Source organism: Blastomonas sp. SL216 (assembly GCA_026625625.1).
Classification (GTDB): domain Bacteria; phylum Pseudomonadota; class Alphaproteobacteria; order Sphingomonadales; family Sphingomonadaceae; genus Blastomonas.
This window is the reverse complement of the sequence record CP113055.1, coordinates 666,123-692,991: the sequence shown is the minus strand read 5'-3', so window position 1 is coordinate 692,991 and position 26,869 is coordinate 666,123. Positions and strand designations below refer to the sequence as shown.

Annotated in this window: 21 protein-coding genes; 14 read left to right on the top strand and 7 right to left on the bottom strand. The window is 65.2% G+C overall.

Annotated features, from left to right (window positions below; all coding sequences use genetic code 11):
* Positions 1 to 20: 20 nt before the first annotated feature.
* Positions 21 to 500: a peroxiredoxin gene (locus OU999_03255; GenBank protein WAC25334.1), complete on the top strand. Its 480-nt coding sequence runs from the start codon at positions 21 to 23 to the stop codon at positions 498 to 500.
* 57 nt (positions 501 to 557) lie between these two features.
* On the opposite strand, the gene OU999_03250 is transcribed toward OU999_03255, so the two are convergent.
* The 4 genes from OU999_03250 to folE form a co-directional block, all read right to left on the bottom strand.
* Entirely contained in the window at positions 558 to 1,877 is a 1,320-nt protein-coding gene (locus OU999_03250) for a HAMP domain-containing sensor histidine kinase (protein WAC24227.1), read from the bottom strand.
* 3 nt (positions 1,878 to 1,880) lie between these two features.
* On the bottom strand, positions 1,881 to 2,621 hold the full coding sequence (locus OU999_03245) for a response regulator transcription factor (protein WAC24226.1): 741 nt from the start codon (positions 2,619 to 2,621) through the stop codon (positions 1,881 to 1,883).
* 10 nt (positions 2,622 to 2,631) lie between these two features.
* Positions 2,632 to 3,561 (bottom strand): intradiol ring-cleavage dioxygenase, encoded by a 930-nt coding sequence (locus tag OU999_03240; GenBank protein WAC24225.1) that lies wholly within the window; start codon positions 3,559 to 3,561, stop codon positions 2,632 to 2,634.
* A 121-nt stretch (positions 3,562 to 3,682) separates the two neighbouring features.
* Positions 3,683 to 4,297 carry a GTP cyclohydrolase I FolE gene (folE, locus tag OU999_03235; protein WAC24224.1) on the bottom strand — a complete coding sequence of 205 codons (615 nt, stop codon included), beginning with the start codon at positions 4,295 to 4,297 and terminating at the stop codon, positions 3,683 to 3,685.
* A 322-nt stretch (positions 4,298 to 4,619) separates the two neighbouring features.
* On the opposite strand from folE, the gene OU999_03230 reads away from it, so the two are divergent.
* The 3 genes from OU999_03230 to OU999_03220 are packed head-to-tail and all read left to right on the top strand — an operon-like array spanning position 4,620 to position 10,427.
* A complete protein-coding gene (locus tag OU999_03230) occupies positions 4,620 to 5,768 on the top strand; it encodes an efflux RND transporter periplasmic adaptor subunit (protein WAC24223.1) in 1,149 nt (382 codons plus the stop codon).
* 4 nt (positions 5,769 to 5,772) lie between these two features.
* Positions 5,773 to 8,967, top strand: coding sequence for a multidrug efflux RND transporter permease subunit (locus tag OU999_03225; protein WAC24222.1), 3,195 nt, complete (start codon positions 5,773 to 5,775; stop codon positions 8,965 to 8,967).
* Entirely contained in the window at positions 8,964 to 10,427 is a 1,464-nt protein-coding gene (locus OU999_03220; GenBank protein WAC24221.1) for an efflux transporter outer membrane subunit, read from the top strand. The genes OU999_03225 and OU999_03220 overlap by 4 nt, the downstream gene beginning before the upstream one ends.
* 9 nt (positions 10,428 to 10,436) lie before the next feature.
* On the opposite strand, the gene OU999_03215 is transcribed toward OU999_03220, so the two are convergent.
* The gene (locus OU999_03215) at positions 10,437 to 12,803 is read right to left on the bottom strand and encodes a hypothetical protein (GenBank protein WAC24220.1); all 2,367 of its coding nucleotides are present in this window, start codon (positions 12,801 to 12,803) and stop codon (positions 10,437 to 10,439) included.
* A 70-nt stretch (positions 12,804 to 12,873) separates the two neighbouring features.
* Between OU999_03215 and OU999_03210 the strand changes: the two genes are divergently transcribed.
* From OU999_03210 to OU999_03195, 4 genes are all read left to right on the top strand, one after another.
* Positions 12,874 to 13,191: an Hpt domain-containing protein gene (locus tag OU999_03210; protein WAC24219.1), complete on the top strand. Its 318-nt coding sequence runs from the start codon at positions 12,874 to 12,876 to the stop codon at positions 13,189 to 13,191.
* 99 nt (positions 13,192 to 13,290) lie between these two features.
* Positions 13,291 to 14,502 carry a hypothetical protein gene (locus OU999_03205; protein ID WAC24218.1) on the top strand — a complete coding sequence of 404 codons (1,212 nt, stop codon included), beginning with the start codon at positions 13,291 to 13,293 and terminating at the stop codon, positions 14,500 to 14,502.
* Positions 14,503 to 14,562: 60 nt separating this feature from the next.
* Positions 14,563 to 15,558 (top strand): hypothetical protein, encoded by a 996-nt coding sequence (locus tag OU999_03200; GenBank protein WAC24217.1) that lies wholly within the window; start codon positions 14,563 to 14,565, stop codon positions 15,556 to 15,558.
* On the top strand, positions 15,555 to 16,931 hold the full coding sequence (locus tag OU999_03195; GenBank protein WAC24216.1) for a HAMP domain-containing sensor histidine kinase: 1,377 nt from the start codon (positions 15,555 to 15,557) through the stop codon (positions 16,929 to 16,931). Before OU999_03200 ends, OU999_03195 begins: the two co-directional genes overlap by 4 nt.
* A gap of 27 nt (positions 16,932 to 16,958) precedes the next feature.
* Here OU999_03195 and OU999_03190 read toward each other — a convergent pair whose 3' ends face one another.
* Positions 16,959 to 17,411, bottom strand: coding sequence for a hypothetical protein (locus OU999_03190; protein WAC24215.1), 453 nt, complete (start codon positions 17,409 to 17,411; stop codon positions 16,959 to 16,961).
* 199 nt (positions 17,412 to 17,610) lie between these two features.
* On the opposite strand from OU999_03190, the gene uvrA reads away from it, so the two are divergent.
* Both uvrA and OU999_03180 read left to right on the top strand, forming a co-directional pair.
* A complete protein-coding gene (gene uvrA, locus OU999_03185; protein WAC24214.1) occupies positions 17,611 to 20,610 on the top strand; it encodes an excinuclease ABC subunit UvrA in 3,000 nt (999 codons plus the stop codon).
* The gene (locus tag OU999_03180; GenBank protein ID WAC24213.1) at positions 20,610 to 20,906 is read left to right on the top strand and encodes a hypothetical protein; all 297 of its coding nucleotides are present in this window, start codon (positions 20,610 to 20,612) and stop codon (positions 20,904 to 20,906) included. The genes uvrA and OU999_03180 overlap by 1 nt, the downstream gene beginning before the upstream one ends.
* On the opposite strand, the gene OU999_03175 is transcribed toward OU999_03180, so the two are convergent.
* Positions 20,893 to 21,096 carry a hypothetical protein gene (locus OU999_03175; GenBank protein ID WAC24212.1) on the bottom strand — a complete coding sequence of 68 codons (204 nt, stop codon included), beginning with the start codon at positions 21,094 to 21,096 and terminating at the stop codon, positions 20,893 to 20,895. The two genes, OU999_03180 and OU999_03175, sit on opposite strands and share 14 nt — an antisense overlap.
* Positions 21,097 to 21,333: 237 nt before the next feature.
* On the opposite strand from OU999_03175, the gene OU999_03170 reads away from it, so the two are divergent.
* The 4 genes from OU999_03170 to OU999_03155 all read left to right on the top strand — a co-directional run bounded on the left by OU999_03170 (position 21,334) and on the right by OU999_03155 (position 26,856).
* Complete coding sequence (locus tag OU999_03170) at positions 21,334 to 23,058, top strand: ABC transporter ATP-binding protein (protein ID WAC24211.1); 1,725 nt, start codon at positions 21,334 to 21,336, stop codon at positions 23,056 to 23,058.
* Positions 23,045 to 24,148, top strand: coding sequence for an HlyD family efflux transporter periplasmic adaptor subunit (locus OU999_03165; protein WAC24210.1), 1,104 nt, complete (start codon positions 23,045 to 23,047; stop codon positions 24,146 to 24,148). The genes OU999_03170 and OU999_03165 overlap by 14 nt, the downstream gene beginning before the upstream one ends.
* Positions 24,148 to 25,626 (top strand): TolC family protein, encoded by a 1,479-nt coding sequence (locus OU999_03160; GenBank protein ID WAC24209.1) that lies wholly within the window; start codon positions 24,148 to 24,150, stop codon positions 25,624 to 25,626. Before OU999_03165 ends, OU999_03160 begins: the two co-directional genes overlap by 1 nt.
* A gap of 330 nt (positions 25,627 to 25,956) precedes the next feature.
* Positions 25,957 to 26,856, top strand: coding sequence for a hydrogen peroxide-inducible genes activator (locus OU999_03155; protein ID WAC24208.1), 900 nt, complete (start codon positions 25,957 to 25,959; stop codon positions 26,854 to 26,856).
* Positions 26,857 to 26,869 lie beyond the last annotated feature (13 nt).

Below are 26,869 nucleotides of genomic sequence, written 5' to 3'. Positions count from 1 at the left end.
ATTGCCCAGCAGGAGACAGGATCATGATCAAAGTCGGCGATACCATCCCCAACACCAAGTTCGTTCGCGCAACCGCCGAAGGCCCGCAGCAGGTCGAAGCCAAGGATTATTTCGCTGGCAAGACCGTGGCGCTGTTCTCGGTTCCTGGCGCGTTCACGCCGACCTGCTCGGCCCGCCACCTGCCCGGATTTGTCGAAAAGGCCGATGCGCTGAAGGCCAAGGGTGTCGACGAGATCGCCTGCACCGCAGTCAACGATGCATTCGTGATGGGTGCCTGGGGCAAGTCGGCCAATGCCGATTCGATCGCGATGCTGGCCGACGGCAACGGCGATTTCGTGGAAGCCCTGGGCCTGACGATGGACGGCTCCGGCTTCGGCATGGGCAAGCGCGGCCAGCGTTTCGCGATGGTCGTGAAGGACGGCGTGGTCGACAAGCTGTTCGTCGAAGAGCCGGGCGACTTCAAGGTCAGCAGCGCGGATTACATGCTCGACCAGCTTTGATTTCTGGTCTGACCGGATAGCAAGAGGGGCGTGGCAGCTTTGGCTGCTGCGCCCTTTTCATGTCTGGCGCGCCAGTATCACCTCCACCCAGGCACCGCCCTGATCCAGATTGCCCAGTGTCAGCCCCCCGCCATGGCGTTCGGCAATCGTCCTGGCGATCGCCAGCCCCAGGCCGTTGCCCCCGGTCATCGCGTTGCGCGAAGGCTCTCCCCGCACAAAGGGTGATCCCAGCTGGCTCAGCAGGTCTGGAGGAAAGCCTGGCCCGTGATCCTCTGCGCGCAGCACCGCCATGGCGTCGCGCTCGATCAGGCTGATCCGGCCGCCGCCTGCGTGGCGCTGCATGTTGTCCACCAGATTCTGCACCAGGCATTGCAGCGCGACAGGTTCGCCTTCCACGGTCAATCCGGGCGATGCCGTGACCTGCAACGGCGCACTTTCCTGCCAGCTCGCCGCAATCACCGCATGGACGAGGTGGTGCATGTCCACCAGTTCGCTGCGCGCCATGCTGCTGCGCGCCAGCGCCAGCGAACTGCCGATAAGCCCGCGCATCAGGGCGATGTCCGAATTGGCTGCCTCGCGCTGCGGGTCGCTCAGGGTTTCGGCGCGAAAGGCCAGGCGGGTCAGTGGCGTGCCGAGGTCATGCGCGATGCCCGCGAGCATCGTCGTCTGCTGACGCACATGATCGCGTTGCCGGGCATCGAAACTCGCCAGAGCAGCTGCCAGCTTTGCCACTTCCGGAGTGGCCGGACCGTCGGGGCCCGACCATGGCTGGCCTATCCGGGCCGATTCAGCGGCATCCGCCAATGCCGACAAGGGCTGCGCTATCGCCCGCACGACAAACCAGGCACAGGCCAGAATGAATGCCAGCACGGCACCGACGGCCAGCGCGAACGTGATCACCCATTGCGTTTCCGTCGGCGAAGGATGCGATCGCAGCACCTGCCAGACCCTGCCCTGCCGCCACCCGACAGTCACGGTGCCGCGCACCTCGCGCTCGGCCGATCTTCTGCGCGGCCCGGGCTGCTCGGAGGAATAGGCGATCACCCACGGCTCGGTGCCTGCCCCCTCAGGCGCGGCGAGCAATGGCGTCAGCGCGGCTTCGAGCCATGGCGCACGCACTTCTCCCGTCTGGGGCGATGGCGGAGCGACACTGCGCGTCAGCGTCATCGGGCGGCCGTTATTCGGTCGGACAGGCCCAGCGCGCAGGCTCGCAGCGATATCAGCGATCACCGTCGGCGCGGGACGCGAAGGCGGCCCGACGAACGTCAGCGTCAGCATGGCCGCCGCTGTCAGCAGCACCGCGACAATGACCAGTGTAAACACCTGCCAGAAGATCGGTCGGCGCGACCACCACGACCCAGGGCTTGTTGCCGCCATTGCCTATATCCGCCGAACGGGCAGCCCCAGGCCGTAGCCAAAGCCCCGCACGGTGCGGATCAGCGCCTGGCCGCCACAATCCGCCAGTTTGCGCCGCAACCGGCTGACCTGCACGTCGATGGACCGGTCAAAGCTCTCCGCATCGGGATCGAGCGCCTGCATCAGCTGATCGCGCGACAGCACCCTGCCCTGCGCCTCGACCAGCGCGTCCAGAAGGCGCAGGTCATGCGTCGACAGGTCGGGCTGGCGGCCATCGGGGGCCATCAACCGCCAGTGGCGGGTATCGAACGTCCAACCTGGCGTGTTATCCTCTGCCGCAGCAATCGACCCTGACGACCGGCGTCGCAACACGGCGCGGACCCGCGCCAGCAGCTCGCGGGGATTGCAGGGCTTGGCGATATAATCGTCCGCCCCAAGCTCCAGCCCGACAATGCGATCAACATCGGCCGCAAGCGTCGACAGCATGATGCAGGCAGCATCGGACCGCTGGCGCAGCCAGCGCATGCCATCCAGCCCATCTTCCTGCGGCATCATGACATCCATGATGATCACGTCAGGCCGGACGGTTTCCATGAGCCTGCGCAAGGCCGCGACACTTTCGGACGGGTGGACCTCGAAGCCCTGCGCTGCCAGATACTCGCATATCAGGCTGCGCAGGCCGAGATCGTCATCGACGACTATGATCGTTTCCCCCGCCATGGCCTGTGCACCATTGCCCGGCGCGGCGGACGATGCAACTGCCATGGCGCGCATGTCAGGTTGCAATGGCGACGGTCGCAGTCGCGGTATAACCCGCTGAAACCGATCCGCTCATCGCCATGGTCATCGCCGTGATCTGCGCGCTGCTGTTGTCGCCGAACACATTGTCATTGGCGATGGAGACCGAACGGAAGTTGCTCGCGCTCGTCGTGTAGCCGCTCGAGGCATAGACGGTGCTGCAGGCATCTGCAGGCAGCGCGAACTGCGAGATCAGCCGGGCGAAGCTGCCGCGCGTGGCGTTGGCCAGCGATGTGAACAGCTCGAAATGAATGTGCGGATAGCGCCCGGCATAGCAGCCGGGGACGACGGTGGTGAAGGTCACCTGACCGCTGGCATTGGTGACCTGAAGCCCGCGCAGATAGCTCTCGGCGGGCAGGTCGTAGAGCGAATAGCGGCCCAGCTGATCGGCATGCCAGAGGTAGATGGCATAATTGGCGAGCGGCGCGCAGCTGTTGTTGGCATCCACCACGGTGATGGTGAAGGTCACCGGAACGCCGGCGGCAACGGTAGTCGACCCGACAAAGCTCGGCCGGATGTCGGACCGCACCACGCCGCTGATGGTCAGAACATTGGAGGTGCTGCCGTTGGAGGTGTTGGTGCCATCTGCCGGATAGGGACCGTTGGTCTCGGTCGCATATACCGTGCACGTCGAGGCGGTCGGGCTGGGCGTGGGAGTCGAGGTCGTGGTGGTGGTCGTGGTGCTGGTTGTTCCCGCCACGGTCACCGTCGATGTACTGCCCGAACTGCCACTTCCGCCGCATGCGGTGATCAGCGCAGCGCCCCCTGCCGATGCCATCCAGCCTAGCATGTTGCGTCGGCCCAGCCGCATTTGCTCGATCTGGCGGAGATCGCGGGCGAGCCCCTCATCATGATCGTGCTGGGCATTCGGCTGCGGTGAAGTGTCGATCGGGGATTGCAAGGCCATGTTTTCGCTCCTGCTGACGGTTTGCACCGTCAGCAGCTAAAGACATGACCTCACATCCCGATTTCAGATTGTTGCAGCTGTGTTTCAGCCCGAAGTGCGCGGAAACAGGCCCTGCAAGGGCTCAATAGCCCATCAGGCTCATCACTTCCTCGCGCGAGCGATGGTCTTCCAGGAAGCAGCCAAGCAGGCGGCTGGTGATCATGCCGACGCCCGGCGTGCGCACGCCGCGCGCGGTCATGCAGCTATGGCTCGCCTCGATGACCACAGCCACGCCATGCGGCTGCAGATGCTCCCAGATGCACGCCGCGACTTCCGCCGTCAGCCGTTCCTGCACCTGCAGGCGGCGGGCATAGCCATGAAGCACGCGCGCCAGCTTGGAAATGCCGACGACCCGGTCCTTGGGCATGTACGCGATACAGGCCTTGCCGATGATCGGCGCCATGTGATGTTCGCAATGCGACTGGAACGGAATGTCCTTGAGCAGCACCAGCTCGTCATAGCCGCCCACTTCCTCGAACGTGCGGCTGAGGTGCACGCTGGGATCGTCGCCATAGCCCGAGCAATATTCCTTCCACGCGCGCGCAACGCGCAGCGGCGTGTCGCGCAACCCTTCGCGCTCGGGATCGTCACCGGTCCAGCGCAGCAGCGTCACGATGGCCTGCTGCACATCCTGCGGCACGGGGATCTTGCCCTTTTCCGACAGATCGCCGTCATCATCGGCGTCATGATAAAGCATCTGGCATTCCCCCTTTTTTCATTCAGTCGCGGCGTGAGATAGGGTTGGCCGACAAGGTCTACAACCGTCGCGCGAACAGACGATGGCAAACGATTTCGCCAATCCCGCACAGAGCCGGATTTTTCGGCGGAACCATCCGCACATTTGCGGGTTGCGAAAATGCAGTTGCAAAAAATAAACATAGATTAGTTGTTAATTGCAACTTTTTTCTCTGGACCTTCCGTTACGTTTCCTCCACGATGTTGCGGTGCAATATCAAAATCCGGAGTCACCGATGCGCGTCCCCCCCAGATGCGCGCTCTTCGCAGCCGCGCTTTCGCTCATGATCAGCGCCTGCTCGTCCGAGCCGCCCCCGCCGCCTCCCCCGCCCGCCGCTACCGTGGCGGTGCCGCTGCAGCGCGAGGTCGTCGATTGGGACGAGTATATCGGCCGCTTCACGGCGGATGAGGACGTGCAGCTGGTGGCGCGGGTTTCCGGTCCGATCGCGCGCGTCGCCTTTCGCGATGGCGGTGATGTCGCCAAGGGCCAGCTGCTGTTCGTGATCGATCAGCGCCCCTATCGCGCTGCCCTGGCCGAAGCCGAAGCCAGCATCGCCAGTGCACGCGCCGCGCTTGCCAATGCGCAGGCGCAGGCAACGCGTGGGCGGGAGCTGGTCGATTTCGATGCGATCAGCAAGGAAGAGGCCGATACGCTGTCGGCCAATCTGCGCACCGCGCGCGCCTCGCTCGCAGCCGCCCAGGCGCGGCGTCAATCGGCGCAGCTCGACCTGTCGTTTACAGAGGTGCGTGCGCCGATTTCCGGCAGGGCATCCAACCGCATGGTCGATGTCGGCGATTTCGTGTCCGAAGGCCAGACCGAGCTGACGCGCATCGTGCGGATCAATCCCATCCGCTTCAGCTTCGACGGCGCGGAGGCCTTCTATCTCAAATATATCCGCCAGGATGCCGGCGGCGAGCGCAAGAGCTCGCGCTATGCGCCCAATCCGGTGGAAATTCAGCTGGCCGATGAGCCCAGCTTCCGCTGGCGCGGACGCATGGCGTTCCTCAACAACGGCATCAGCCCGGAAACCGGCACGATCACGGCCTATGCGATGGTCGATAATCCCAACGGCTTCCTGGTCCCCGGCATGTTCGGGCGCGCCCGGCTGCTCGGATCGGGCACCTACAAGGCCATGCTGGTGCCCGACGAGGCGATCATGACCGACCAGACGCGCAAGCTTGTCTTCGTGCTGGGCAAGGACAACAAGGTGGTGCCGCGCCCCGTGCAGACCGGACCGATGGTCGAAGGCCTGCGTGTGATCCGCGAAGGCCTTGCACCGACCGAGCGCATCGTCATCGATGGCCTGGCGCGGATGCAACCGGGCATGGTCGTCACCCCGCGCAAGGGCCAGATCAAGGCCCGCGCCAAGGACGACGCCCCGATAGCCCGCCCAATCTCTGCCCCGGCCCCGGCCCAGGCGACGGCGAGCTAAGCCCATGCGCATCGCCCATTTCTGCATCGACCGCCCGATCTTCGCGGCGGTCCTTTCGATCCTGATCGTCATCTTCGGCGTGGTGGCTTATCCCACGCTGCCGGTGTCGCAATATCCGGAAATCGCGCCGCCCACCGTGGTGGTGAGCGCCAGCTATCCGGGTGCGAGCGCCGAGACCATCGCCGATGTGGTGGCCGCGCCGCTGGAGGAATCGATCAACGGCGTCGAGGACATGCTCTACATGTCGTCATCGTCGACCGGCGACGGCAACCTCGCCATCACCGTCACCTTCGCCCAGGGGACCGATGTCGACCAGGCGCAGGTTCTGGTGCAGAACCGCGTCAGCACCGCCGAGCCGCGCCTGCCGCAGGAAGTCCGCCAGATCGGCGTCACCGTGCGCAAGAACTCGCCCGACCTGTTGCTGGTGGCGAACTTCTACTCGCCTGATGGCTCGCTGACCCAGCCCTATATCAGCAACTATGCGACGCTGCAGATCATCGATCGCATCTCGCGCATCGACGGCATCGGTTCGGCGCGGCTGTTCGGCGGGCGCGACTATAACATGCGCGTCTGGATCGACCCCGAGCTGGCGGCGACGCGCAACCTGACGGTGGACGAGATCGTCGGCAAGATTCGCGCGCAGAACGCGCAGGTCTCTGCCGGCTCGATCGGCCAGCCGCCGTTCAACACCGGCGGCACAGCATTCCAGCTGGGCGTCCAGACTCAGGGACGACTGAGCACGCCCGAGGAATTCGGCCAGATCGTCATCAAGCGCGATGGCCTGGCGCTGACCCGGCTGGCCGATGTCGCGCGGATCGAGCTTGGCGCGCAGGATTACAGCATCAACGCCTTTGCCAGCGGCAAGCCGACCGTCGCGCTTGCCATCTCGCAGCTTCCCGGCTCGAACGCGCTGACCGTCGCCAAGGCGGTCGAGGACGAGCTCAAGCGCGCGGAAACGAATTTCCCGCCGGGCATGGCCTATAGCATCCCCTATAACCCGACCAGCTATGTCGAAGCCTCGATTGAGGCGGTGCAGGACACGCTGATCGAGGCGATCATCCTCGTCGCGATCGTGGTGCTGCTGTTCCTGCAGAGCTGGCGCGCGGCGATCATCCCGATCATCGCCATCCCGATTGCGCTGGCAGGCGCAATCGCGGTGCTGGCAGCACTCGGTTTCTCGCTTAACAGCCTGTCGCTGTTCGGCATGGTGCTCGCCATCGGCATCGTTGTCGACGATGCCATCGTGGTGGTCGAAAATGTCGAACGCCTGATGGAGGAAGAGGGGCTGAGCCCGCTCGATGCCGCGCACAAGACGATGGACGAAGTGTCAGGCGCGCTGATCGCGATCGCGCTGGTGCTGTGCGGCGTGTTCATTCCCACCGCCTTCATCCCGGGCATCTCCGGTGCCTTCTATCAGCAGTTCGCCGTGACAATCGCTGGCGCGACGGCGGTTTCCGCCTTTGTGTCGCTGACGCTCTCCCCCGCCCTTGCAGCGCTGCTGCTGCGGCCGCGCGCGCATTCCGAGGACGCAATTCCCGCCGGTTGGCGCGGTTGGGGCCAGCGCTTTGCGCGCGGGTTCAACCGGGCCTTTGCCAATCTGTCCGAACGCTATGGCCGCCTCACCGCGCGCACCGTGCGCAGCCTGATGTTCATGGGGCTGGCTTATCTGGCGCTGATCGCGGTGGCCGGATGGCGCTTTGCCGCGACGCCTGCGGGCTTCATCCCGGCACAGGATCAGGGCTATCTCATCGGCGTCGTGCAGATGCCGCCGGGCGCCTCCTTGCAGCGGACCACCGCCGCGCTGGAAGAAGCGCAGGCGATCGCGCTGAAGAACGACACGGTCGTCAGCACAATCGCGTTTGCCGGATTTGACGGTGCAACCTTTACCAACGCGCCCAATGCCGCGGCGATCTTCATCACGCTCAAGCCCGCGGGTACCCGCATCACCGCCGACGAGGTTGCCAACCAGCTGCGCGGTGCCATGTCGCAGATCACGGCGGGCAGCATCCTGGTCATCGCCCCTCCGCCCGTATCGGGCCTGGGCACAGGTGGCGGCTTCAAGATGGTGATCGAGGATCGCGGAAATGCAGGGCTCCAGGCGCTGGAAGGCGCGGCCTTTGCGATGATGGGCGCGGCCAACCAGACCGAGGGCATCGCCGGTGCCTTCACCACCTTCAACACGCGCACCCCACGGCTGTTCGCCGATATCGACCGCGCGCGTGCGGAGCAGCTTGGCGTGCCGGTGGAGAACATCTTCTCGACGCTCGGCACCTATCTCGGCTCCAGCTATATCAATGACTTCAACTTCCTGGGCCGCACCTTCCGCGTGACCGCACAGGCAGATGCCCCCTATCGCGACGATGTTTCCGATATCGGACGGCTGCGCACGCGTTCGTCCACCGGGCAGATGGTGCCGCTCGATGCGGTGATGAGCCTGCGCAACGATTCCGGGGCCTATCGCGTGGTGCGGTACAACCTCTATCGCGCAGCCGAACTGCAGGGCGATACCCTTCCTGGCTATTCCAGCGGACAGTCGCTCGACATGATGGAGCAGGTCGCCGCCAAGGTGCTGCCACAGGGCTTCGACTATGAATGGACCGAGATCGCCTATCAGCAGCGCGCCGCGGGCAATACCGGCATCCTCGTCTTCGGGCTCGGCGTGATCTTCGTCTTCCTGCTGCTCGCCGCCCAGTATGAAAGCCTGGTGCTGCCGCTGGCGGTGATCCTGATCGTGCCAATGTGCCTGCTTGCCGCGATCCTGGGGGTCAATGCCATGGGGCGCGACAACAACATCCTGACTCAGATCGGCCTCGTCGTGCTGATCGGTCTGGCCGCCAAGAATGCGATCCTGATCGTCGAATTCGCCAAGCATAACGAGGACCACGGCCAGTCGGTGCTGGAGGCGGCGCGTCATGCCGCAGCCCAGCGCCTGCGCCCGATCCTGATGACCTCGCTCGCCTTCATCCTGGGCGTGCTGCCTCTGGTGATCTCGAGCGGTCCCGGCGCGGAAATGCGTCAGGCGCTGGGCATCGCGGTGTTCTTCGGCATGATCGGGGTCACCATCTTCGGCCTGCTGTTCACACCCGCCTTCTACGTGATGGTGCGCACGCTGGAGGAGCGGATCAAAGCGCGCATGGGCCGCCGCAAGGACGATCCGCCCCCGCCTGCAATGCCCGTACTGGAGGGCCACCAGCCATGATGTTCAAAACCCGCCTGCTCGCCTGCGCCGCGTTGAGCGCAAGCCTGGCCGCCTGCACCGTCGGCCCGGATTTCGAGCGCCCCGCCACGCCCTCCACAGCGGCGCAGGGCTTTGCCGAAGGCGCCGATCCGCGCTTTGCCCAGAGCCCGTTGCCCGAGGGTTGGTGGCGTCTGTTCGAAGATCCGGCGCTCGACGCACTGGTCACCAAAGCACTGGCCCGCAACACCAGCGTGCGTGAGGCGAGCGCCAATCTGCGCCGTGCGCGCGCGCTGATCCGCGAGGCCAGGGCGCGGCAGCTGCCCAGCGTCAATGCCAGCGGATCGGCCAATACCAACCAAGTCGGCACCGGGGCCAATGCCGGCGTCGGCTTTGCCCCGCCCGAACCGTTGACCTTTGATTTCTATCAGCTTGCCAGCGATGCCTCCTATGAAATCGACCTTTTCGGCGGCGTTCGCCGCTCGGTCGAGGCGACGCGCGGCGATGCGCTGGCGGCGCAGGCAGATCTGGACGCGGCCCGGGTCAGCGTGGCGGCAGAGGTCGCGCGCACTTATGCGCTCGCATGTTCGAGCAGGCTGCAGGCCGATATCGCCCGCGAATCGCTGGCCACCCAGCAGCGCACGCTCGACCTCAACCAGCGGCTGTTCACGGCAGGCCGCGGCCAGCGGCGCGATGTCGCCAATGCCGAGCTGCTGGTCGCCCAGGCACAGGCGCAGGTGCCGCAGTTCGAGGCCGAACAGCGCGCGGCGCTTTATGCGCTCGCAACGCTGACCGGCGACACGCCCAGCAGCATCGATGCCGCCGCAGCCGCGTGCACCACGCCGCCCAAGGTCCGCACCCCGATCCCGGTGGGCGATGGCGCCGCGCTGCTGGCGCGCCGTCCCGATGTGCGCGCGGCCGAGGCCCGGCTGGCAGCCGATACCGCACGCGTGGGCGTTGCGACGGCGGCGCTCTATCCATCGATAAGCCTGGCAGGCTCGCTCTCGATCGGCGGCACCTCACCCGGAGCGCTGACCGAGTCGAACAATCTGGGCTTTTCGCTCGGCCCGCTCATCTCATGGTCGATCCCGATCGATGGCGCGGCCCGGGCACGGGTCAATGCTGCTTCGGCCCAGGCCGATGCCCGGCTCGCGGCGTTTGATGGTGCCGTGCTGACCGCGCTGCAGGAAACCGAACAGGCGCTCGCCCGTCTGAAGGCGGCTGTCGAACAGGAAGCGGCGCTGAGCGCCGCTGCCAAGGCGGCTGAAGAGGTCGCCCGCATCACCCGCATCCGCTTCCGTGCCGGTCGCGACAATGCGCTGCAGCTGCTCGAGGTCGAACGCAACCTGCTGACCGCCCGCGCCGCCAGCGGATCGGCGGCAGCCTCGCGCGCAGAGGCGGAAGTATCGCTGTTCCGCGCGCTGGGCGGCGGCTGGGAGAATGCTCCGCCGGTTCAGGAGGTCAGCGCGACCAGGCGCGACTGACCAACGCAATCAGTTGCGCAAACGCTCGATTGCCTGAGCCAGTGCGACATAGAGCTTGCCGGTTTCCGACGACAGCAGCGTCACACCCATGACGCCGCCGTCGCGGGTCGACAGCACGGTGCGCAGCATGCTTTCGAAATCGTGGATATAGCGGTTCACCAGCTCGAAGAATTCCGCGTCATTCTCGTAGGCTGCGGCGATGTCCTTCGCCTCGCCATTGTCTATCAAGCGGACGGCGCGGCGGGTGAATACACCGCGATCCCCGCGCAGATAGGCTGACCAGGCGGTGTCGCTGACCTCGGTCGACAGGATCTTGTCGACATCGATCGCGGTCGAATTAAGCGATTCGGTGAGCAAAGCGAGCCGCCGCGCGAAATCATTGTCGGTGCGCTCTTCGGCCAGCTCGCGTGCATCGGCGACCCGCCGTTCCAGATGCGTGGCCAAGTCATCGACCCGCGCCAGCTGGTCCTTGAGGTGCAGGCTGGCATCGCTGGTGGCCCCGACCGCGCGATTGATCGCGCTTTCGAGCTTGCCGACCAGTTCCTCGGCCTTGCCGCGCAGCACCTTTTCCAACGCCGCGCCGCTATCCTTGCCCAGCTTTTCGGTGGCCCCGGCAATGGCATGATCCATCGCCCGGCGGGCTTCATCCCCGGCGGCCTGCGCCTCGCGCTGAACATCGCGCATGGTTTCGACCAGCTTGATCGCGCTATGGTCGTTGATCTGGTCGATCTCGTCGCGTGCCGAGCGCATCGCGGCAATCAGCGCGCCGATTTCGTCCGCGCGCGCACGCCAGCCGCTCTCGCTGTTCTGCGCCAGCCGGGCAATCTCGGCCGATTGCTCGGCAATGCGCTGCTCGAAATTGCCGAGCACCGAACCCAGCCGGATCATCTCGTCGTCGACCTGCGAGACGCCTTCGCGCAGCGCGCCGACGCCCTCGCGGCTGGAGCCCGCGCGATCATCAAGAACGGTCAGCGCCTGCGGGATCGCCTCGCCCACCTGCCGCTGGATGCTTTCAAGCACCGAGCGCACCTGTTGCGACTTGGCATCGAATATCTCGGCATGGCCGCTGCCGGCTGCCAGCTTTTCGGTCAGTGCAGCGACATTGCCGTCGAGCGCGGACAGCGCGAACGCGAGTCTCGCGAGCGCCTCGCCGCTCTGTTTCTCCATCGCCTGAAGCCGCCGCTCAGCCTCGCCGATCTGGGCATCCGCCGCTCCGATGATCTGGCGGATCGTCGCCTCGCTTTCGCCGGTCGATGTCGCCAGGGCGTTCAGAGTCAGGCCCATGTCGTCCGATGCAACGCGCAACTCGCGGCGGCTATCTGCCGCGCGCTGGCCCATCGCGTCAGCCATGCTCAGCAACGAACGTTCGAGCTCGCCGATCAGCGTTCGGAGCTGCTCGGCTTGAGCCTCGGTGGTCTGGTCCAGATTGCTGCGCGTGTTGGCGAGGCGGCTGGCGACCGTCTCGATCGCCTGGTCCATCTGCTGGCTGGCTTCAGCCACCTGCTGGGTCAGCGCGGTCCCGCTGGCATCCACCGACTGGGCGAGCCGCTGCGTCGCGGCATCCGATTCCTGCACCAGCGCGGCGATCTGCGTGCTCGCCGCCTGGCCGAATGCGTTCAGCTTCTGGAACGCATTGATCATGCTTTCGACCTGGCCCTGCGCGGTGCGCCCGGCATTGCCGATCTGGTTGGTCACGTCCTTGGCGGAATTGGCGATTACCGGCAGGTGGTTGCGCAGCTTTTCCATATTGCCCGATGCCGCCGCGCTGACCTCGCCGATCGCGCGCATCCCGGTATCGCTTGCCTCGATGGTCGCGCGCAGTTCCTCGGCGAACCCGCGCAGCCGGTCGCTCGAAACCCGGCCGAGCGATTCCAGCTCAAGGCTCTGGTTGGCGAGAAACTCGCGCGCCAGCGACAGTTCCGCATTCACATGCGTCAGCCGCGATTCGAGCATCGCGCTCTCGGCGCGCAGCGATCCTGCCACCTGGGCAAAGCGTCGCGCCTCGCTGGTGCTGTTGCGCTGAAAGGCGAGGTACAGCACCGCGATCAGCACCATCGGCATCGCCCATTGCGCCAGCGCCTGGGTGGCGAGCGCCGGGGTCATCATGCCCTGCCACATCGGCAGCGACGCCCAGACATAGGCCGCGGTCCAGACGATACCAGTGCCAAGCGCCACCCAGCCCCATAGACCGATGGACCGCCCGATCACCGGCGCGTCCTCCTCATCGGCCCATGGAACGTGCGAATCGCCTTCCTCCCCGGAAGCCGCGCGCGCCGACAGAACCGGTGCCGCCATGTCCGGAACCGGCTCCTGCGCCGCAGGATTTTCGTCGCTGCGACCATGCCGCAGGTCTATGATCTTTTTCCCCTCGCCCATGGAACATGTTTAACAGATTTTGCCCGGCCAGAAACCGAAAGTTAAGGCGGTTGGTCTATTCGGATATGTCATGGCGTATGAATCCGGAGCTTTGAACGCGGCCTTGGCTGCAGCCGTCGGCAGCGATCCCGACCTTCTCGCAGAACTGCGCGGCGCGTTCATCGAAAGCGCGGCGCGGCAGATCGATCTGCTGGGCCGGGCGCGATGCGATGCCAACTGGCATTTCGCCGCCCTTCGCCTGAAGAGCCTCGCAGCCAGCTTTGGCGTGCAGGGCATTGTCGATCTGGCCGATCAAGCGCTGGAGGGTGCTCCCGGCGATCCGGTGGTGCTCCGTGACCTCGCCACCGCGATGCGCGATTTCGGCGAAATCTCACCCAACTCCATGTAAACTCGCGCATATTGCGCCGGCATCGCCCAGCACCGGTTGGCATCCCTACAGCCAGCCGATAAGAGGACCGCTTCTCTAACCTAGGAGCCGGAACCCGACGTGCGCGCTGCGCTGATATCGCTGATCGAGACTGTTCCCGGCGGCACTGCGCTGCGCGGATCGCTTCCGCTCGCGCAGGGTCGGCTGGCGATGCTGCATGTCGATCTGGCGGCAGATGCCGGTGCGGGCGAGATTTTGTGCCTGGTCGGCGCGGTCGACGATCGCACGCGAGAGATCGAGGCCTATGCAGCCCAGCGCGGCATTCCCTGCCAGCTCGTCCGCTCGATCGCCGATATCAGCGTGCGGCTGGCGAGCGAGGACGAACTGCTGGTGATTGCCGATGGCCTGTATGTGGCGCCCGGCGTCATGCACCGGCTGGCGCGCGAGACGGGCACGTTCGTCGCCAGCTTCGCGCCCGGCGAAGGCGCACGGGTGCTGATCGAGCGGTTCGAGCGGATCGATATCAACCATGTCTGGGCGGGTCTGGCCTGTGTCCGCGCGCGCGATCTGGTCGAGGCGCGCGACCTGCCCGAAGACTGGAGCATCCAGTCGGCACTGCTGCGGCTGGCGGTGCAGAAAGGCTATCGACGCGAAATCCTGCCCTTTTCGCTCGCCGAAGCCGGGCGGATCGCGATGGTGCGCAACGCCCCCGAAATCGAGACACTGGCGCTGGAAGAGCTGGCCGGATCGGCCGGTCCGCTGGGCGGGCGGCTGGTGCATACCGGCCTGTTCGGCAATCTGGCCCGCAAGGCCTGGTCCGCGCGCTGGAGCCGACCTGCGCTGCGCCTGTCGGCAATCGCGCTGCCGGTGATGGGCATCGGCCTGGCGGCTGCGGGCTTCAGCGTCGCGGCGCTCCCCCTGCTGGTCCTCGGGCGCGCCGGGGGCCATGCCGCCAATCGCCTGTTCGGGCGCTTCGCAGCGACGATCACCGGCAGCTGGGAACAGACGGCACGCAATGCTGCCTTTGCGCTCGCCTTCATCGTGGTGACGGTGCTCAGCGTCGCGGCATCGGACAGGCTGTCGGGCCTGTTTGCCGCGCTGCTGCTGCCCGGCCTGGCCACGGTGTTGGGCCGGACGCCTGGCCCCCTGCCCCGGCTGTGGCGACGGCTGGCCGGATCGCCCAGCCTGATTGCACTGGCTGCCCTGATCGCCCTGCCACTTGGCGGGCTGATGCCGATGCTGATGCTGTGGAATCTGGCGCTCACCGGGCTTTTGCTGTGGCAGACACGCCCGGATGCGCTTGCGGCGGACAAGGCCCCGCCCCATATCTGAGCCAGTGCGCTGCGACATTGAACTAACAGCATTTTAACCAGCCATTGGTAGGGCAAGGCGATGAAAACCGACATGGCCCCTGCACGCCCGGCCCTACGGGATGGTGGCGCGCTGCTGCGTCAGGCCGAAGTGCAGGCCCGGCAGGCGATGGCGGTTCCCGCTTTGGTGCGCCAGCATCTGCTCCCCGAAAGCGCTCAGGCGCTGCGCGAGGACGATCTGAGCCTGACCGGCGGGTTTGCCGAATCGATCGCTGCGCGCCTCGCCGAAGCCCTTGCCGGACGCGATGATGCAGGGCGCACTGGCGAAATGGCGCGGCATGTCGTGATCAGCCACGGCCCGACCATCCGGCTGCTGCACGCGCGCGCGATCGAGGCGCGGCTGTGCCGCCATACCGGTCTGGTCGGCCTCAACATTCCCGAACTGCCGCCCCGGGTCGAAACCCAGATCGCCGACGCGCAGGACGAATTGTCCGAAGCGGCGATGGCATTGATCATCGCCCAGAGCCGCTTCCTCAGCCGTGCTCAGGCCTTTGTCATCGACCTGGATGAACTGCCTCCCGAGATATTGCACGGCCTCGTCCGGCTCGCACTGGCCTGGCTGCAGGACCAGCCCGGCACCGATCCGGTCGCGCTTGGCCAGGCGGGTAATGCGCTGTTGCAGGGCTTTGACGAGCGGCGCGGACGCCCCCACCGGCTGATGCGCTTCTGCCACCTGTTCACGCTGCCGCGCGCCGGCGACGATTGGGCGCTGGCGGACAATGGACCGTCGCTGGTGATGGCGATGCTGGAACGGGTGAGCGGCCTGCCCTCCGATCTGCTGTTCGACATGCTGCGCGATGCCGATCTGGCGCGTCTCGCCGTCGTGCTGCGGGCCTGCGGGGTGGATGCGGATATCGCCACGCGCCTTTTGCAGGGGATGGCGACGCTCGCCTCGTTGCGTCCCGAGGACGTGCCGACATCTGCCGATCTGCGCGCGCTGACGACCGAGGATGCCACGCGGTTGCTGGCGCAATGGCGCAATCTTGCGCCCGATCTTTTGCACGGGTCCGGCTGGTGAACGCCCGGCAACCCAATCCTTCCGTGCTGGCAGACACGCCGCACGCAGCGTCGCTGAAAGCGCATGTCGACCGCGACGGTCGGCTGCTGCGCGCCGACGGAGCACTGGCGGACCTGCATGCCAGCCTGGGCGGTGCCCCGGGCGAAATGCTCGCCGTACCCGCCCTGCTCGATCTGGCGCGACACGCGATGCGGCTCGGCATGCACCTGTCGCGCCCTGTCACTGCGGCAGGTCCGGCTGAACTGATCGATATGTGGTGCGAATGCGCGCCGGAGTCCGAAGGTGTGGCGCTGGTCATCACCCAGTGGCGCGCGCGCGCGCTGGCACCGGCGAGCGAGACGGCACCATTGGCAGGACCCCTGCCACCCTTGGCCGATGCGCTGCGGGTCCGCGTCGATCCGCTCGGCCGTATTCTGCATGTCGATACGCCCATGGGCCTTTCTGCCGAATGGCAGCCCGAGAAGAGCACGCTCAAGCCCGTGGGTTCGCTGCTGATGCACGAAGACGGCGGCCCGCTGGTGCTCGCCGATTGCCAGAACGGCGCGCGCGTCCGCATCGTCGGCGATGACCGCGCATGGGCGCTGCAACGGGTGCGCGACGATCAGGCAGCGGGCTGGCACCTGATCCTGACCGAAGCACCGGCGCTCACCGAGACCGCGCAGGCCGCGCCGCTGCCGCCGCTGTTCGACGGCGACCGACTCGCGCGGATGTTCGGCAGCCAGATCGGCCCGGCCTTGCGCCAGCCGATCGGCCGGATCATCGCCAATGCCGAGACCATCGGTGGCCGACTAGAGGGCCCGTTGCGCGCGGATTACGCGAGCTATGCGGGCGATATCGCATCGGCAGGACGGCATCTGCTGGCGCTGATCGACGACCTGGCCGACCTTGAAGCGATCGAGGCGAGCGGCTTCAGTGCCGCTCGCGAACCCGTGGATATGGCAGATCTGGCGCGCCGCGCAGCCGGGCTGCTTGCGCTCAAGGCCGCCGACCGCTCGATCCGCATCGACAAGCCCTCCGAGGATGAAAGCCTGCCCGCGATCGGCGAATTCCGCCGCGTGCTGCAGGTGCTGCTCAACTTGCTCGGCAATGCCATCAACTATGCACCCGACGGGTCGATGATCTGGCTGCGTCTCGACGATGGCCCCGATTGGGCCAGCGTCACCGTGGCCGACCAGGGGCCGGGCATGACCGATGAAGAGCAGCAGCGGCTGTTCAACAAATGGGAACGGCTGGGCCGCAGCGGCGATGGCGGCAGCGGCCTGGGACTGTACATCTCGCGCAGGCTGGCGCTGGCGATGGACGGCGACCTGACGGTCGAAAGCGCGCCCGGTCAGGGGGCGCGCTTTACACTGGTACTTCCGAAAACGGGATGATCGCGCCAGTTCAGGCGCGGCGTCGGATTATTGCGGCATCACCGGAGCTTGCGCGCACCGTTTGCGGTCGCCGGCGGTGCAGGCGGCAACATCGGCCTCCCACTGCGCATGGATGGCATCGTACAGCTTCTTCACCTCGGCATATTCGGCTTCGGCGCGAGCCCGCGATTCGACCGTGTTCTCGTACAGCTTCATCTGGTTTTCATAGCTCGACCGGCGCGCCTCGTAATTCGCGAGATTGGCCGCATTCTGAGCGAGCTGCGCGTTCGACGCCTGGACCTGCGCCGCATTGGCCGCCTCGCGCTGCGCCTGTTCTTCGGGGGTGCTGGGATTGCGCGTTACCGGCGACGGCTCCATCGATCCGCTATCGGGTGCCTCGGACGCGGGCGCGCTCGCCTGCTGGGCGATCGCCGGCAGGGTGAAGGCAGTTCCAGCCATGCAGATGGCCAGCGCCGCGGTGCTGAACGAACGGATTTTCATGTTTGTGCTTCCCTCAAGCCAAAGTTGATCTCGATTAACATGCATACGCCGCACCCGCAAAGGCGTTCCCTCCAGCCGCCGTCCAGCCCTTGCGCCTTGCCCGGTGCGGCACCATGTTCGCTGCTCCCGGCTGGCCAAGGCTTCCGGAGCCGCATTCTCCCGCTTGCCAGCGGAACATCAATAGAACATAAGGCCGTCCATGCTCACTCACATCTCTGTGCGCGGCGCGCGCGAACACAATCTCAAGGGCGTGGACATCGATCTGCCGCGCGATCAGCTGATCGTGATTACCGGGCTGTCAGGCAGCGGCAAATCCAGCCTGGCCTTCGACACCATCTATGCCGAGGGTCAGCGGCGCTATGTCGAGTCGCTCTCGGCCTATGCGCGCCAGTTCCTGGAGATGATGCAGAAGCCCGATGTCGAGCATATCGACGGCCTCAGCCCCGCAATCAGCATCGAGCAGAAGACCACCAGCCGCAACCCGCGTTCGACCGTGGCCACGGTCACCGAGATCTACGATTACATGCGCCTGCTATGGGCGCGGGTCGGCGTGCCCTATTCGCCCGCGACAGGCCTTCCGATCACCGCGCAGACGGTCAGCATGATGGTCGACCGGGTGATGGCGCTGCCCGAAGGGACGCGCTTCTACCTGCTCGCGCCCGTCGTGCGCGGCCGCAAGGGCGAATATCGCAAGGAGCTGGCCGAATGGCAAAAGGCCGGCTTCACCCGCGTGCGGATCGACGGCGAGATGTACGAGATCGACGCCGCGCCTGCGCTCGACAAGAAGTACAAGCACGACATCGAGGTGGTCGTCGATCGCATGGCGGTGCGCGCCAAAGACGATAGTGGGGGCATAGAGACGCGTCTCGCCGACAGCTTCGAGACCGCGCTGAAGCTTGCCGACGGCTTGGCCTATGTCGATCTGGCGGACGGGACGGTAAGTGCCCTCTCCCCTTCAGGGGAGAGGGAGGAGCCGCGCAGCGGCGGAGGGAGAGGGGAAAATGCATCCGATGCGACTGCCCCCCTCCCAACCCTCCCCCCTAAAGGGGAGAGGGCGCAGAAAGGCATGAAGAATGCCGGCATTCCCGACAACCGCATCATCTTTTCCGAACGCTTTGCCTGCCCGGTCTCCGGCTTTACCATCGAGGCGATCGAGCCGCGGCTGTTCTCGTTCAACGCGCCGCAGGGGGCCTGCCCGGCGTGCGACGGTCTGGGGGAGAAGATGTATTTCGATCCGCAGCTCGTTGTGCCCAACGAAGAGCTGAGCCTCAAAAAGGGTGCGATCGTGCCCTGGGCCAAGTCGAACCCGCCCTCGCCTTATTACATGCAGGTGCTCGCCAGCCTGGGCCGCGAATTCGGCTTCTCGCTCGAAACGCCGTGGCAGCAGCTGTCCGGCGAGGTGCGGCTGATCATCCTGCACGGCACCGCCGGCAAGCCGGTGACGCTGCGCTTCCAGGACGGTCGCAAGAGCTATGAGGTCAAGAAGCCGTTCGAGGGCGTGATCGGCAATCTCAACCGCCGCCTGCTGCAGACCGACAGCGCGTGGATGCGCGAGGAACTGGGCAAATATCAGACCGCGCAGCCCTGCGAAGTGTGCGACGGCGCGCGCCTCAAGCCCGAGGCGCTGTCCGTCAAGGTCGCAGGCGAAGACATTTCGATCTCGACCCGGCGGTCGGTGGCCGATGCGCTCCAGTTCTTCGAGACGCTCAACGACAAGCTGGGTCCGCAGCAGCAGCAGATCGCCAAGGCGATCCTCAAGGAAATCATCGAGCGGCTGGGCTTCCTCAACAATGTCGGGCTCGATTATCTCAATCTCGACCGGACCAGCGGCACGCTGTCCGGCGGGGAATCGCAGCGCATCCGCCTCGCCAGCCAGATCGGCAGCGGGCTGTCGGGCGTGCTCTATGTTCTCGACGAACCGAGCATCGGCCTGCACCAGAAGGACAATGACCGGCTGCTGGTGACGCTCAAGCGGCTGCGCGATCTGGGCAATACCGTGATCGTGGTCGAGCATGACGAGGATGCGATCCGCACCGCGGATTATATCGTCGATCTGGGCCCTGGCGCGGGTGTGCACGGCGGAGAGGTCGTGGCGAAAGGCACGCTGAAAGAACTGCTGAAGGCGAAGGATTCGCTCACCGCGCAATATCTGACCGGCGAGCGCCGCATCGAGGTGCCAAAGAAGCGCCGCAAGGGCAATGGCAAGAAGCTGACCGTCCACAATGCGCGCGCCAACAACCTGACCGGGGTGACGGCCTCGATCCCGCTCGGCACCTTTACCTGCATCACCGGCGTTTCGGGATCGGGCAAGTCGAGCTTCACCATCGACACGCTGTTTGCCGGCGCGGCGCGCGCGCTCAATGGCGCGCGGATCATCGCCGGGCCGCATGACAAGATCACGGGTCTCGAACATTGCGACAAGGTGATCGATATCGATCAGTCGCCGATCGGCCGCACCCCGCGGTCCAACCCGGCGACCTATACCGGGGCTTTCACCAATATCCGCGACTGGTTCGCCGGACTGCCCGAAGCGCTGGCGCGTGGCTACAAGCCCGGGCGGTTCAGCTTCAACGTCAAGGGCGGGCGCTGCGAGAAGTGCCAGGGCGATGGCGTCATCAAGATCGAGATGCACTTCCTGCCCGATGTTTACGTCACTTGCGAGGAATGCGGTGGAAAGCGCTATAATCGCGAGACTTTGGAAGTGAAGTTCAAGGGGCATTCGATCGCCGACGTGCTCGACATGACGGTCGAGGATGCGGTCGAGTTCTTCAAGGCGGTCCCGCCGATCCGGGACAAGATGGCGATGCTGTGGGAAGTGGGCCTCGGCTATGTGAAGGTCGGCCAGCAGGCAACCACCCTGTCCGGCGGCGAGGCGCAGCGCGTCAAGCTTGCCAAGGAACTGTCCCGCCGTTCGACCGGCCAGACGCTGTACATTCTCGACGAGCCCACCACCGGCCTGCATTTCGAGGATGTCCGCAAGCTGCTCGAGGTGCTGCACCGGCTGGTCGATCAGGGCAACAGCGTGGTGGTGATCGAGCACAATCTCGACGTCATCAAGACCGCCGACTGGATCATCGACATGGGCCCCGAAGGTGGGGTCAAGGGTGGCGAAGTGGTGGCCGAAGGCACGCCCGAGCAGGTCGCGAAGGTCGCAAGAAGCTATACCGGCCAGTATCTGGCGCCGCTTCTGAAACGGTGATGGGGTATCGGCCGGAATTCATCGCCGCGCTGCGCATGTTTGCGCAGATTAGCGAGGCGATGGCTATGAGGGGCTTCACCCGCCCCATATTGGTGGGTGGAGCAGCGGCCGAATTTTACACTGGCAGCGCAATTTCGACGATGGATTTCGACATATGCTGCATCGCTGATGACACGCTTGCTCAAGCGCGGGAACTTTATCGGCTTAACTCCGGCTGTGATCCGGAGTATCTAGATCGCCAGCTCCGTGAGGAAACCCTAGGAGAATTTGGTGTCGATATCCTCAGACAAGACTGAATGGGCAGGACGCCGCATCGATTTTCCAGCATTCCAGCAGATGCTGTTCGAGCGCAGGCAACAGGTCGCGCTCACGCCAGACACGGTTTTGCGCAATAGCAGCAAAAATCGGAGCGCCAGCAAGCTGGCATTGCTGGCCGCGCTGGAATCGGCTGAATCGAGGCGCTAAGGCGGCGGTGGCGGTGCTCATCGCTACACAGACGCTGTTTTGCGCCAAGATGCTGAATTTCGTCGCGCCGTCGGATCAAACGCCGCACTGAACCGTTCGACCTGCGGCAAGTTAACCTATATCATGGAAAACTATGTTCGGGGGGCAGCTTCCCGATAGAAAAAACCAATCGCTCCGATTAGACCCTTTCGAATGGGTTTATCGGCAGGGTCGCCTAATTCGTGCGCTGGCGACCTTGGATTCACTGGCAGGCAAAAAATGGCATCATCTTCCGAACATCATATCATGGGCGCACGCGAGGCTATCCGCTGGATGTTCAGCCTGTTGAAGGGCGAACGCAACTTCCTCGCATTGGCGCTGGTCTATGGCGTGGCGATTTCCGTGCTGTCACTGGCAACACCGATCTCGGTGCAGATGCTGATCAATTCGGTCGCCAACACCGCGCTCGTCACGCCGCTGGTGACGCTGGCAGGCACCTTGCTGGGCCTGCTGCTGATCGCGGTGATGCTGTCGGCGCTGCGCATCTACACGATGGAGCTGTTCGCCCGCCGCTTCTATGCGCGCCAGGTGGCAGAGATCACCATACGCTCGATCCATGCGCGCAATCCGTTTTTTGAGGACAGCAAGCGCCAGGACCTGTTCAACCGCTATTTCGATGTGAACACGGTGCAAAAGGCCGTGCCCAGCCTGCTGATCGGCGGCTTCACCATCATCCTGCAATCGGCGGTCGGCTTTGCGGTCACGGCTTTCTATCACCCGTTCTTCCTGGCCTTCAACCTGATCGTCATCGGACTGGCGGTGCTCATCCTGCTGGTCTGGACGCGCGGTGCCGTGCGCTCGGGCATCGCGCTCAGCCATGCCAAATATGACGCCGCCCGCTGGTTGGAGAATGTCGGCGCGTCGAACGGCTTCTACAAATCGGGTCGCCATGTCGATTACGCGCTCGATGGGTCTGAGGAAGTGACCGCGACCTATGTCACCGCCAAGGCCAAGCATTTCCGCTATACCATGTCGCAGACTGTGGCGTTCCTGCTGCTTTATGCCCTCGCAAGCTCCGGCCTGCTGGCGCTGGGTGGCTGGCTGGTCATCCAGGGCGAGCTGTCGATCGGCCAGCTGGTGGCGGCCGAACTGATTCTCTCCGCCGCGTTCTTCGGCTTGGGGCAGATGGGCGCCTATCTTGATACCACCTATGATCTGATCGCGGCCGCCGAAGAGATCGGCCTGATCTACCATATCGAGCAGGAAGAAGAGGCGCGCGAGGGGCAGGATGCGATCGGCGGCAGCGATCTGGTGCTGCGCCGCGTGACGCATAACGCCACTGCGCCCGGGATCACGCTCGACATCGCCATCCCCGCCGGCACGCAGTTGATCGCGCAGGCCCAGAACCACGGCATCCAGCGGCTGTTCACCCATGCAATGAAGCGCTACCTCACGCCGGAAACGGGCGTCGTCACGCTCGGCGGGCAGGATATCGCGATGGTCGACATGTTCCGCCTGCGCAGCGAGATCATCGTCCTCGACAGGCCGACGATCGTGCAGGCCAGCATCCGCGACTATCTGCGGCTGGCAGGCCCCGAGACCACATCGGGCGATGTGCTGAAGGCGCTGACGCTGGTGCGGTTGGAAGACCGCGTGATGCGTCTGCCCGACGGGCTGGATACGCAGCTTTCGACCAGCGGCTGGCCACTATCCTATGCCGAAGCATTGCGGCTGAAGCTGGCAGGCGCGATGCTGAAATGCCCGAGGCTGCTGATTCTCACCGGCCTGTTCGACATGATCGACCCCGCCATCCTGGCCGATGTCCGCAAGGTGATGCGTGCGGAAGGCTCCACGGTGATTCAGTTCAGCTATCGTCCCGATGTCACGCCCGATTGCCGCTATCTGTGGCTGGGCGATGATGGACAAAGGATCATAGACGACCCCGACGAGTTCCTTCAGATCGTCGACACCAAGGCAGAGGAGGCAGCCCATGGCAACGCGTGATCGCGCCATTGTCCGCTTCCGCACGCTCGCGGCCCAGCGCACCCCCCGCCCCTTGCGCGCCATCGCCCTGATGGTGGTGTTCTCGCTGATCGCCGCCGTGCTGTTCATGATCTACGTTCCGTGGATCCAGACCGCCTATGGCGCAGGCCAGGTGATTGCACTGAACCCGCAGGACCGGCTGCAGAATGTGACTGCGCTGGTTTCTGGCCGGATCGAACGCTGGTACGTTCAGGACGGTGCCGTGGTGAAGGAAGGCGATCCGATCGTCCAGATTTCCGACAACGATCCGATGCTGTTGCAGCGCCTGCGCGTCGAACGCAGCCTGGCCGAGGCCAAGGCAGCAGCGGCGGCCAGCGCGCTCAACACTGCGCGGCTCGATGTCGGGCGTACCGGCACGCTGTTCAGCGAAGGACTGGCGTCGCGGCGCGAGAATGAACTGGCGCGGATCAAGGTGGCGGAGATGGAAGCGACACTCGCCGAAGCCCGCGCCGCAATCACGCAGATCGACATCAATCTGGCGCGCCAGTCGCTGCAGCTTGTCCGCGCACCGCGTGATGGCGTGATCCAGCGGATCACCGGCGGCGATCGGGCAACGATGGTCTCGCAGGGCGACGTGCTGGCGACCTTTGCGCCGACCGAAGCCAAGCGCGTCGTAGAAGTCTATGTCGATGGCCGCGATGCCCCGCTGATCAAGCGCGGCCAGCAGGTCCGGCTTGAGTTTGAAGGCTGGCCCGCAATCCAGTTCTCCGGCTGGCCCTCGGTCGCGCGCGGCCTGTTCGATGGACAGGTGCAGCAGGTCGACCTTGCCGCATCGCAGAACGGTCTGTTCCGCGTGCTGGTGCAGGAGGCCAAGGGCAAGCCGCGCTGGCCGGGCGAACCCTATGTGCGCCTGGGCGCGAATGTGCGCGGCTGGGTAGCGATGGAGCAGGTCTCGGTCGGCTTCGAACTGTGGCGTCAGCTCAACGACTTCCCGCTGCAGAACCCGGCCTTGACCGAACAGGGCGATACCGGAACCACGCAGACCGGCGGCAAGACGACATCATCGTCATCGTCGGGAAGCTCGTCCAGCAGCGGCTCGGGGAAGAAGTGATGCGCAAGTCGCTGTTGCTTGCCGGATTGGCGGCCCTGGCGCTTGCCCCGGCGCCAGGCATCGCCCAGCCCCTGCCCGCGACGGTCGCGGCACCGGAGCAGGTCCCCTCTTCCCGGGGGCTGCAGCTTTCGGAGGTGCTGGCATCGTCGCGGCAATATGCGCCGATGATCCTCGAGGCGCTGGCCACGGCGCGCGCCGCCGATGGTCGCGTGCTGGCCAGCGAGGGCGCCTTCGATCTGCTGTTCACCGGCGAGGGCTTTTCCCGGATCACCGGATTTTATGACGGCACTTATGTCCAGGGCAAGGCGATCCAGCCGCTGACCAACAATGGTGGTCAGCTTGAAGCCAGCTATCGCGTCTCGCGCGGCGATTTTCCGGTTTACGAGGATTACAGCTTCACCGACCGGCTGGGCGAACTGAAGGTGCGCGGCGTGTTCGCGCTGCTGCGTGACCGCTATATCGATGACCGCCGCTTCGGCCAGCGCAACGCGCTGATCGAGCGCGACATTGCCGGGCTGGATGCGCTGATCATCGCGATCGGGGTGCAGCAGCGCGCGATCCAGGCCTATGGCCAATGGGTGGCTGCCGGACAGCAGGTGCGCGTCTACCGTTCGCTCGTCGGCCTGGCGGAAGACAGGCAGGACGGCATTCGCCGCCAGGTGCAGCTGGGCGCGCGTGCCGCAATCCTGCTGACCGAAAACGAGCAGAACCTGCTGCGCCGCAAGTCCTTGCTGGTGGCGGCCGAGCGCGATCTGGCCAATGCGGCGCAGCGCCTGTCGCTGTTCTGGCGCGATGGGGACGGCCGTCCCCGGGTTGCCACGCCTGCAGACCTGCCGACATCGCTGCCGATGATCCGCGCCGTCCGCAACACCGACCCTGCAGCCATTCTGGCGCAGCGCCCTGATATCAAGCTGATCGAACAGCGGCTCGAACAGGGCGAGGCAAAGCTGGAGCTGGAGCAGAACAAGCTGCTGCCCTCGCTCCGCCTGTTTGCAGAGGCGGGCAAGGATTTTGGCGAACAGGGACTGGGCGGGCGATCACGCGACCCGTTCGAGGCGGTGGTCGGCTTCACCTTCTCGATGCCGCTGCAGAACCGGGCTGCCAAGGGCAATGTCGCGGCGGCAGAGGCCAGCATCAACGCGCTGGAATGGAAGCGCCGTCAGAGCGAGGAGCAGATTCTCGCCGAGGTTCAGCAGCTTTCGAACAATCTGTCCGCCGCCGAGCGGCTGGCGGTTCTGGCCCGCGATGAAGAGGTTCAGGCCGAAAAGCTGGCCTCGGGCGAACGCCGGCTGTTCCAGGCGGGGGCGAGCGACTTCTTCCTGGTCAACCTGCGCGAGGATGCTGCCGCCAACGCAGCAATCCGCAGGCTGGACGCCGAATTCCGCCTTGCCCAGGCGCGCGCCGATCTGGTTGCGGTCGCTGCGGATCTTGATGCGCTGCAGTTGGGCGATGCGTTCGCGGAGAGCCTTCAGCGCTGATTTTCACGCATTAATGCCGGGTGCTCGGCGGGGCCGAGCACATCCGTGCGCCCATGGGCAGCACGGCTTTTTCTCTATTTTCCATGAAAATAGGCGGGTGACGCACCGGAGGCTAAGCTGCGACCTCGGCGGACCGATGCGCCACCCTGTCCGCAGCTTTGGGGTGTCCGTTCAAGCCGCGGCATCTATCAAGCAGTTTGGCAGGAGCGGTTCGGGGAGGGGCTGCTCCTCTGCTTGGTGTGACCGCAATATGGCACATCGTATCATTGTTACCATTTGAAAGGATCGCGGGTTGTTGATAGATAGCCTCTATCACCTCGGAGGTCGCCGATGCCCAGCCTGCGTCAATTGCAATATCTCGTCGCGCTCGACGATCATCGCCATTTCGGCCGCGCCGCCTTTGCCGTGCATGTATCGCAGCCCACGCTCAGCCAGCAGCTGCGCACGCTGGAGGCGCGGCTGGGCGCATCGCTGATCGACCGCAGCGGCCAGGATGTACAACTTACCCCCCTGGGGCGGGATATCGCGGCCCGGGCACGCGGCATTCTGGTGCAGGTGCGCGATCTTTCCGACCTCGCGCGGCGCGCGGGCAAGGGCATAGGCGGGACCTTGCGCTTTGGCGTCACGCCGACCTTGGGCCCCTATCTGATGCCGGCCATCGTCGCCGGACTTCACCGCGAGCAGCCCGATCTGCGGCTGCACATCCGCGAAGGCATTCCCGATGACCAGGTCCGCCAGGTGATGCGCGGCGAGCTGGACATGATGCTGTGCCCGATGCCGGTCGATGCCACCGGGATCGTGGTGGAACCACTGTTCAGCGAGCGCATGTTCGTGATCGCACCGCCCGATCACCCGCTTGCCGGACAAAAGGATATTCCCGCCAGCGCGATCAAGGGCGAGGGTTTTCTCACGCTCGACCGCAGGCACCATTTCCATCGCCAGACGCGCGATATCTGCGAACAACTCGGCGCGCACATCATGCATGACTATGAAGGGACCAGCCTCGACAGCATCCGGCAGATGGTAGGATCAGGCATCGGGCTGGCGCTGCTGCCGGAGCGCTATATGGCCGCCGAAACCCAGGCGGCCGAAGTTGTCGCGACGCTCGACATTGCCGGATGGAATGCGCGCCGATCGATCGCAGCCCTGTGGCGCACCGGCGCGGCGTTCAGCGACGGCTTCCATGCCATCGCCGAATTCATCCGGTCCTATGTCAACGAAACGCCCTGAAGCACAAGCACCA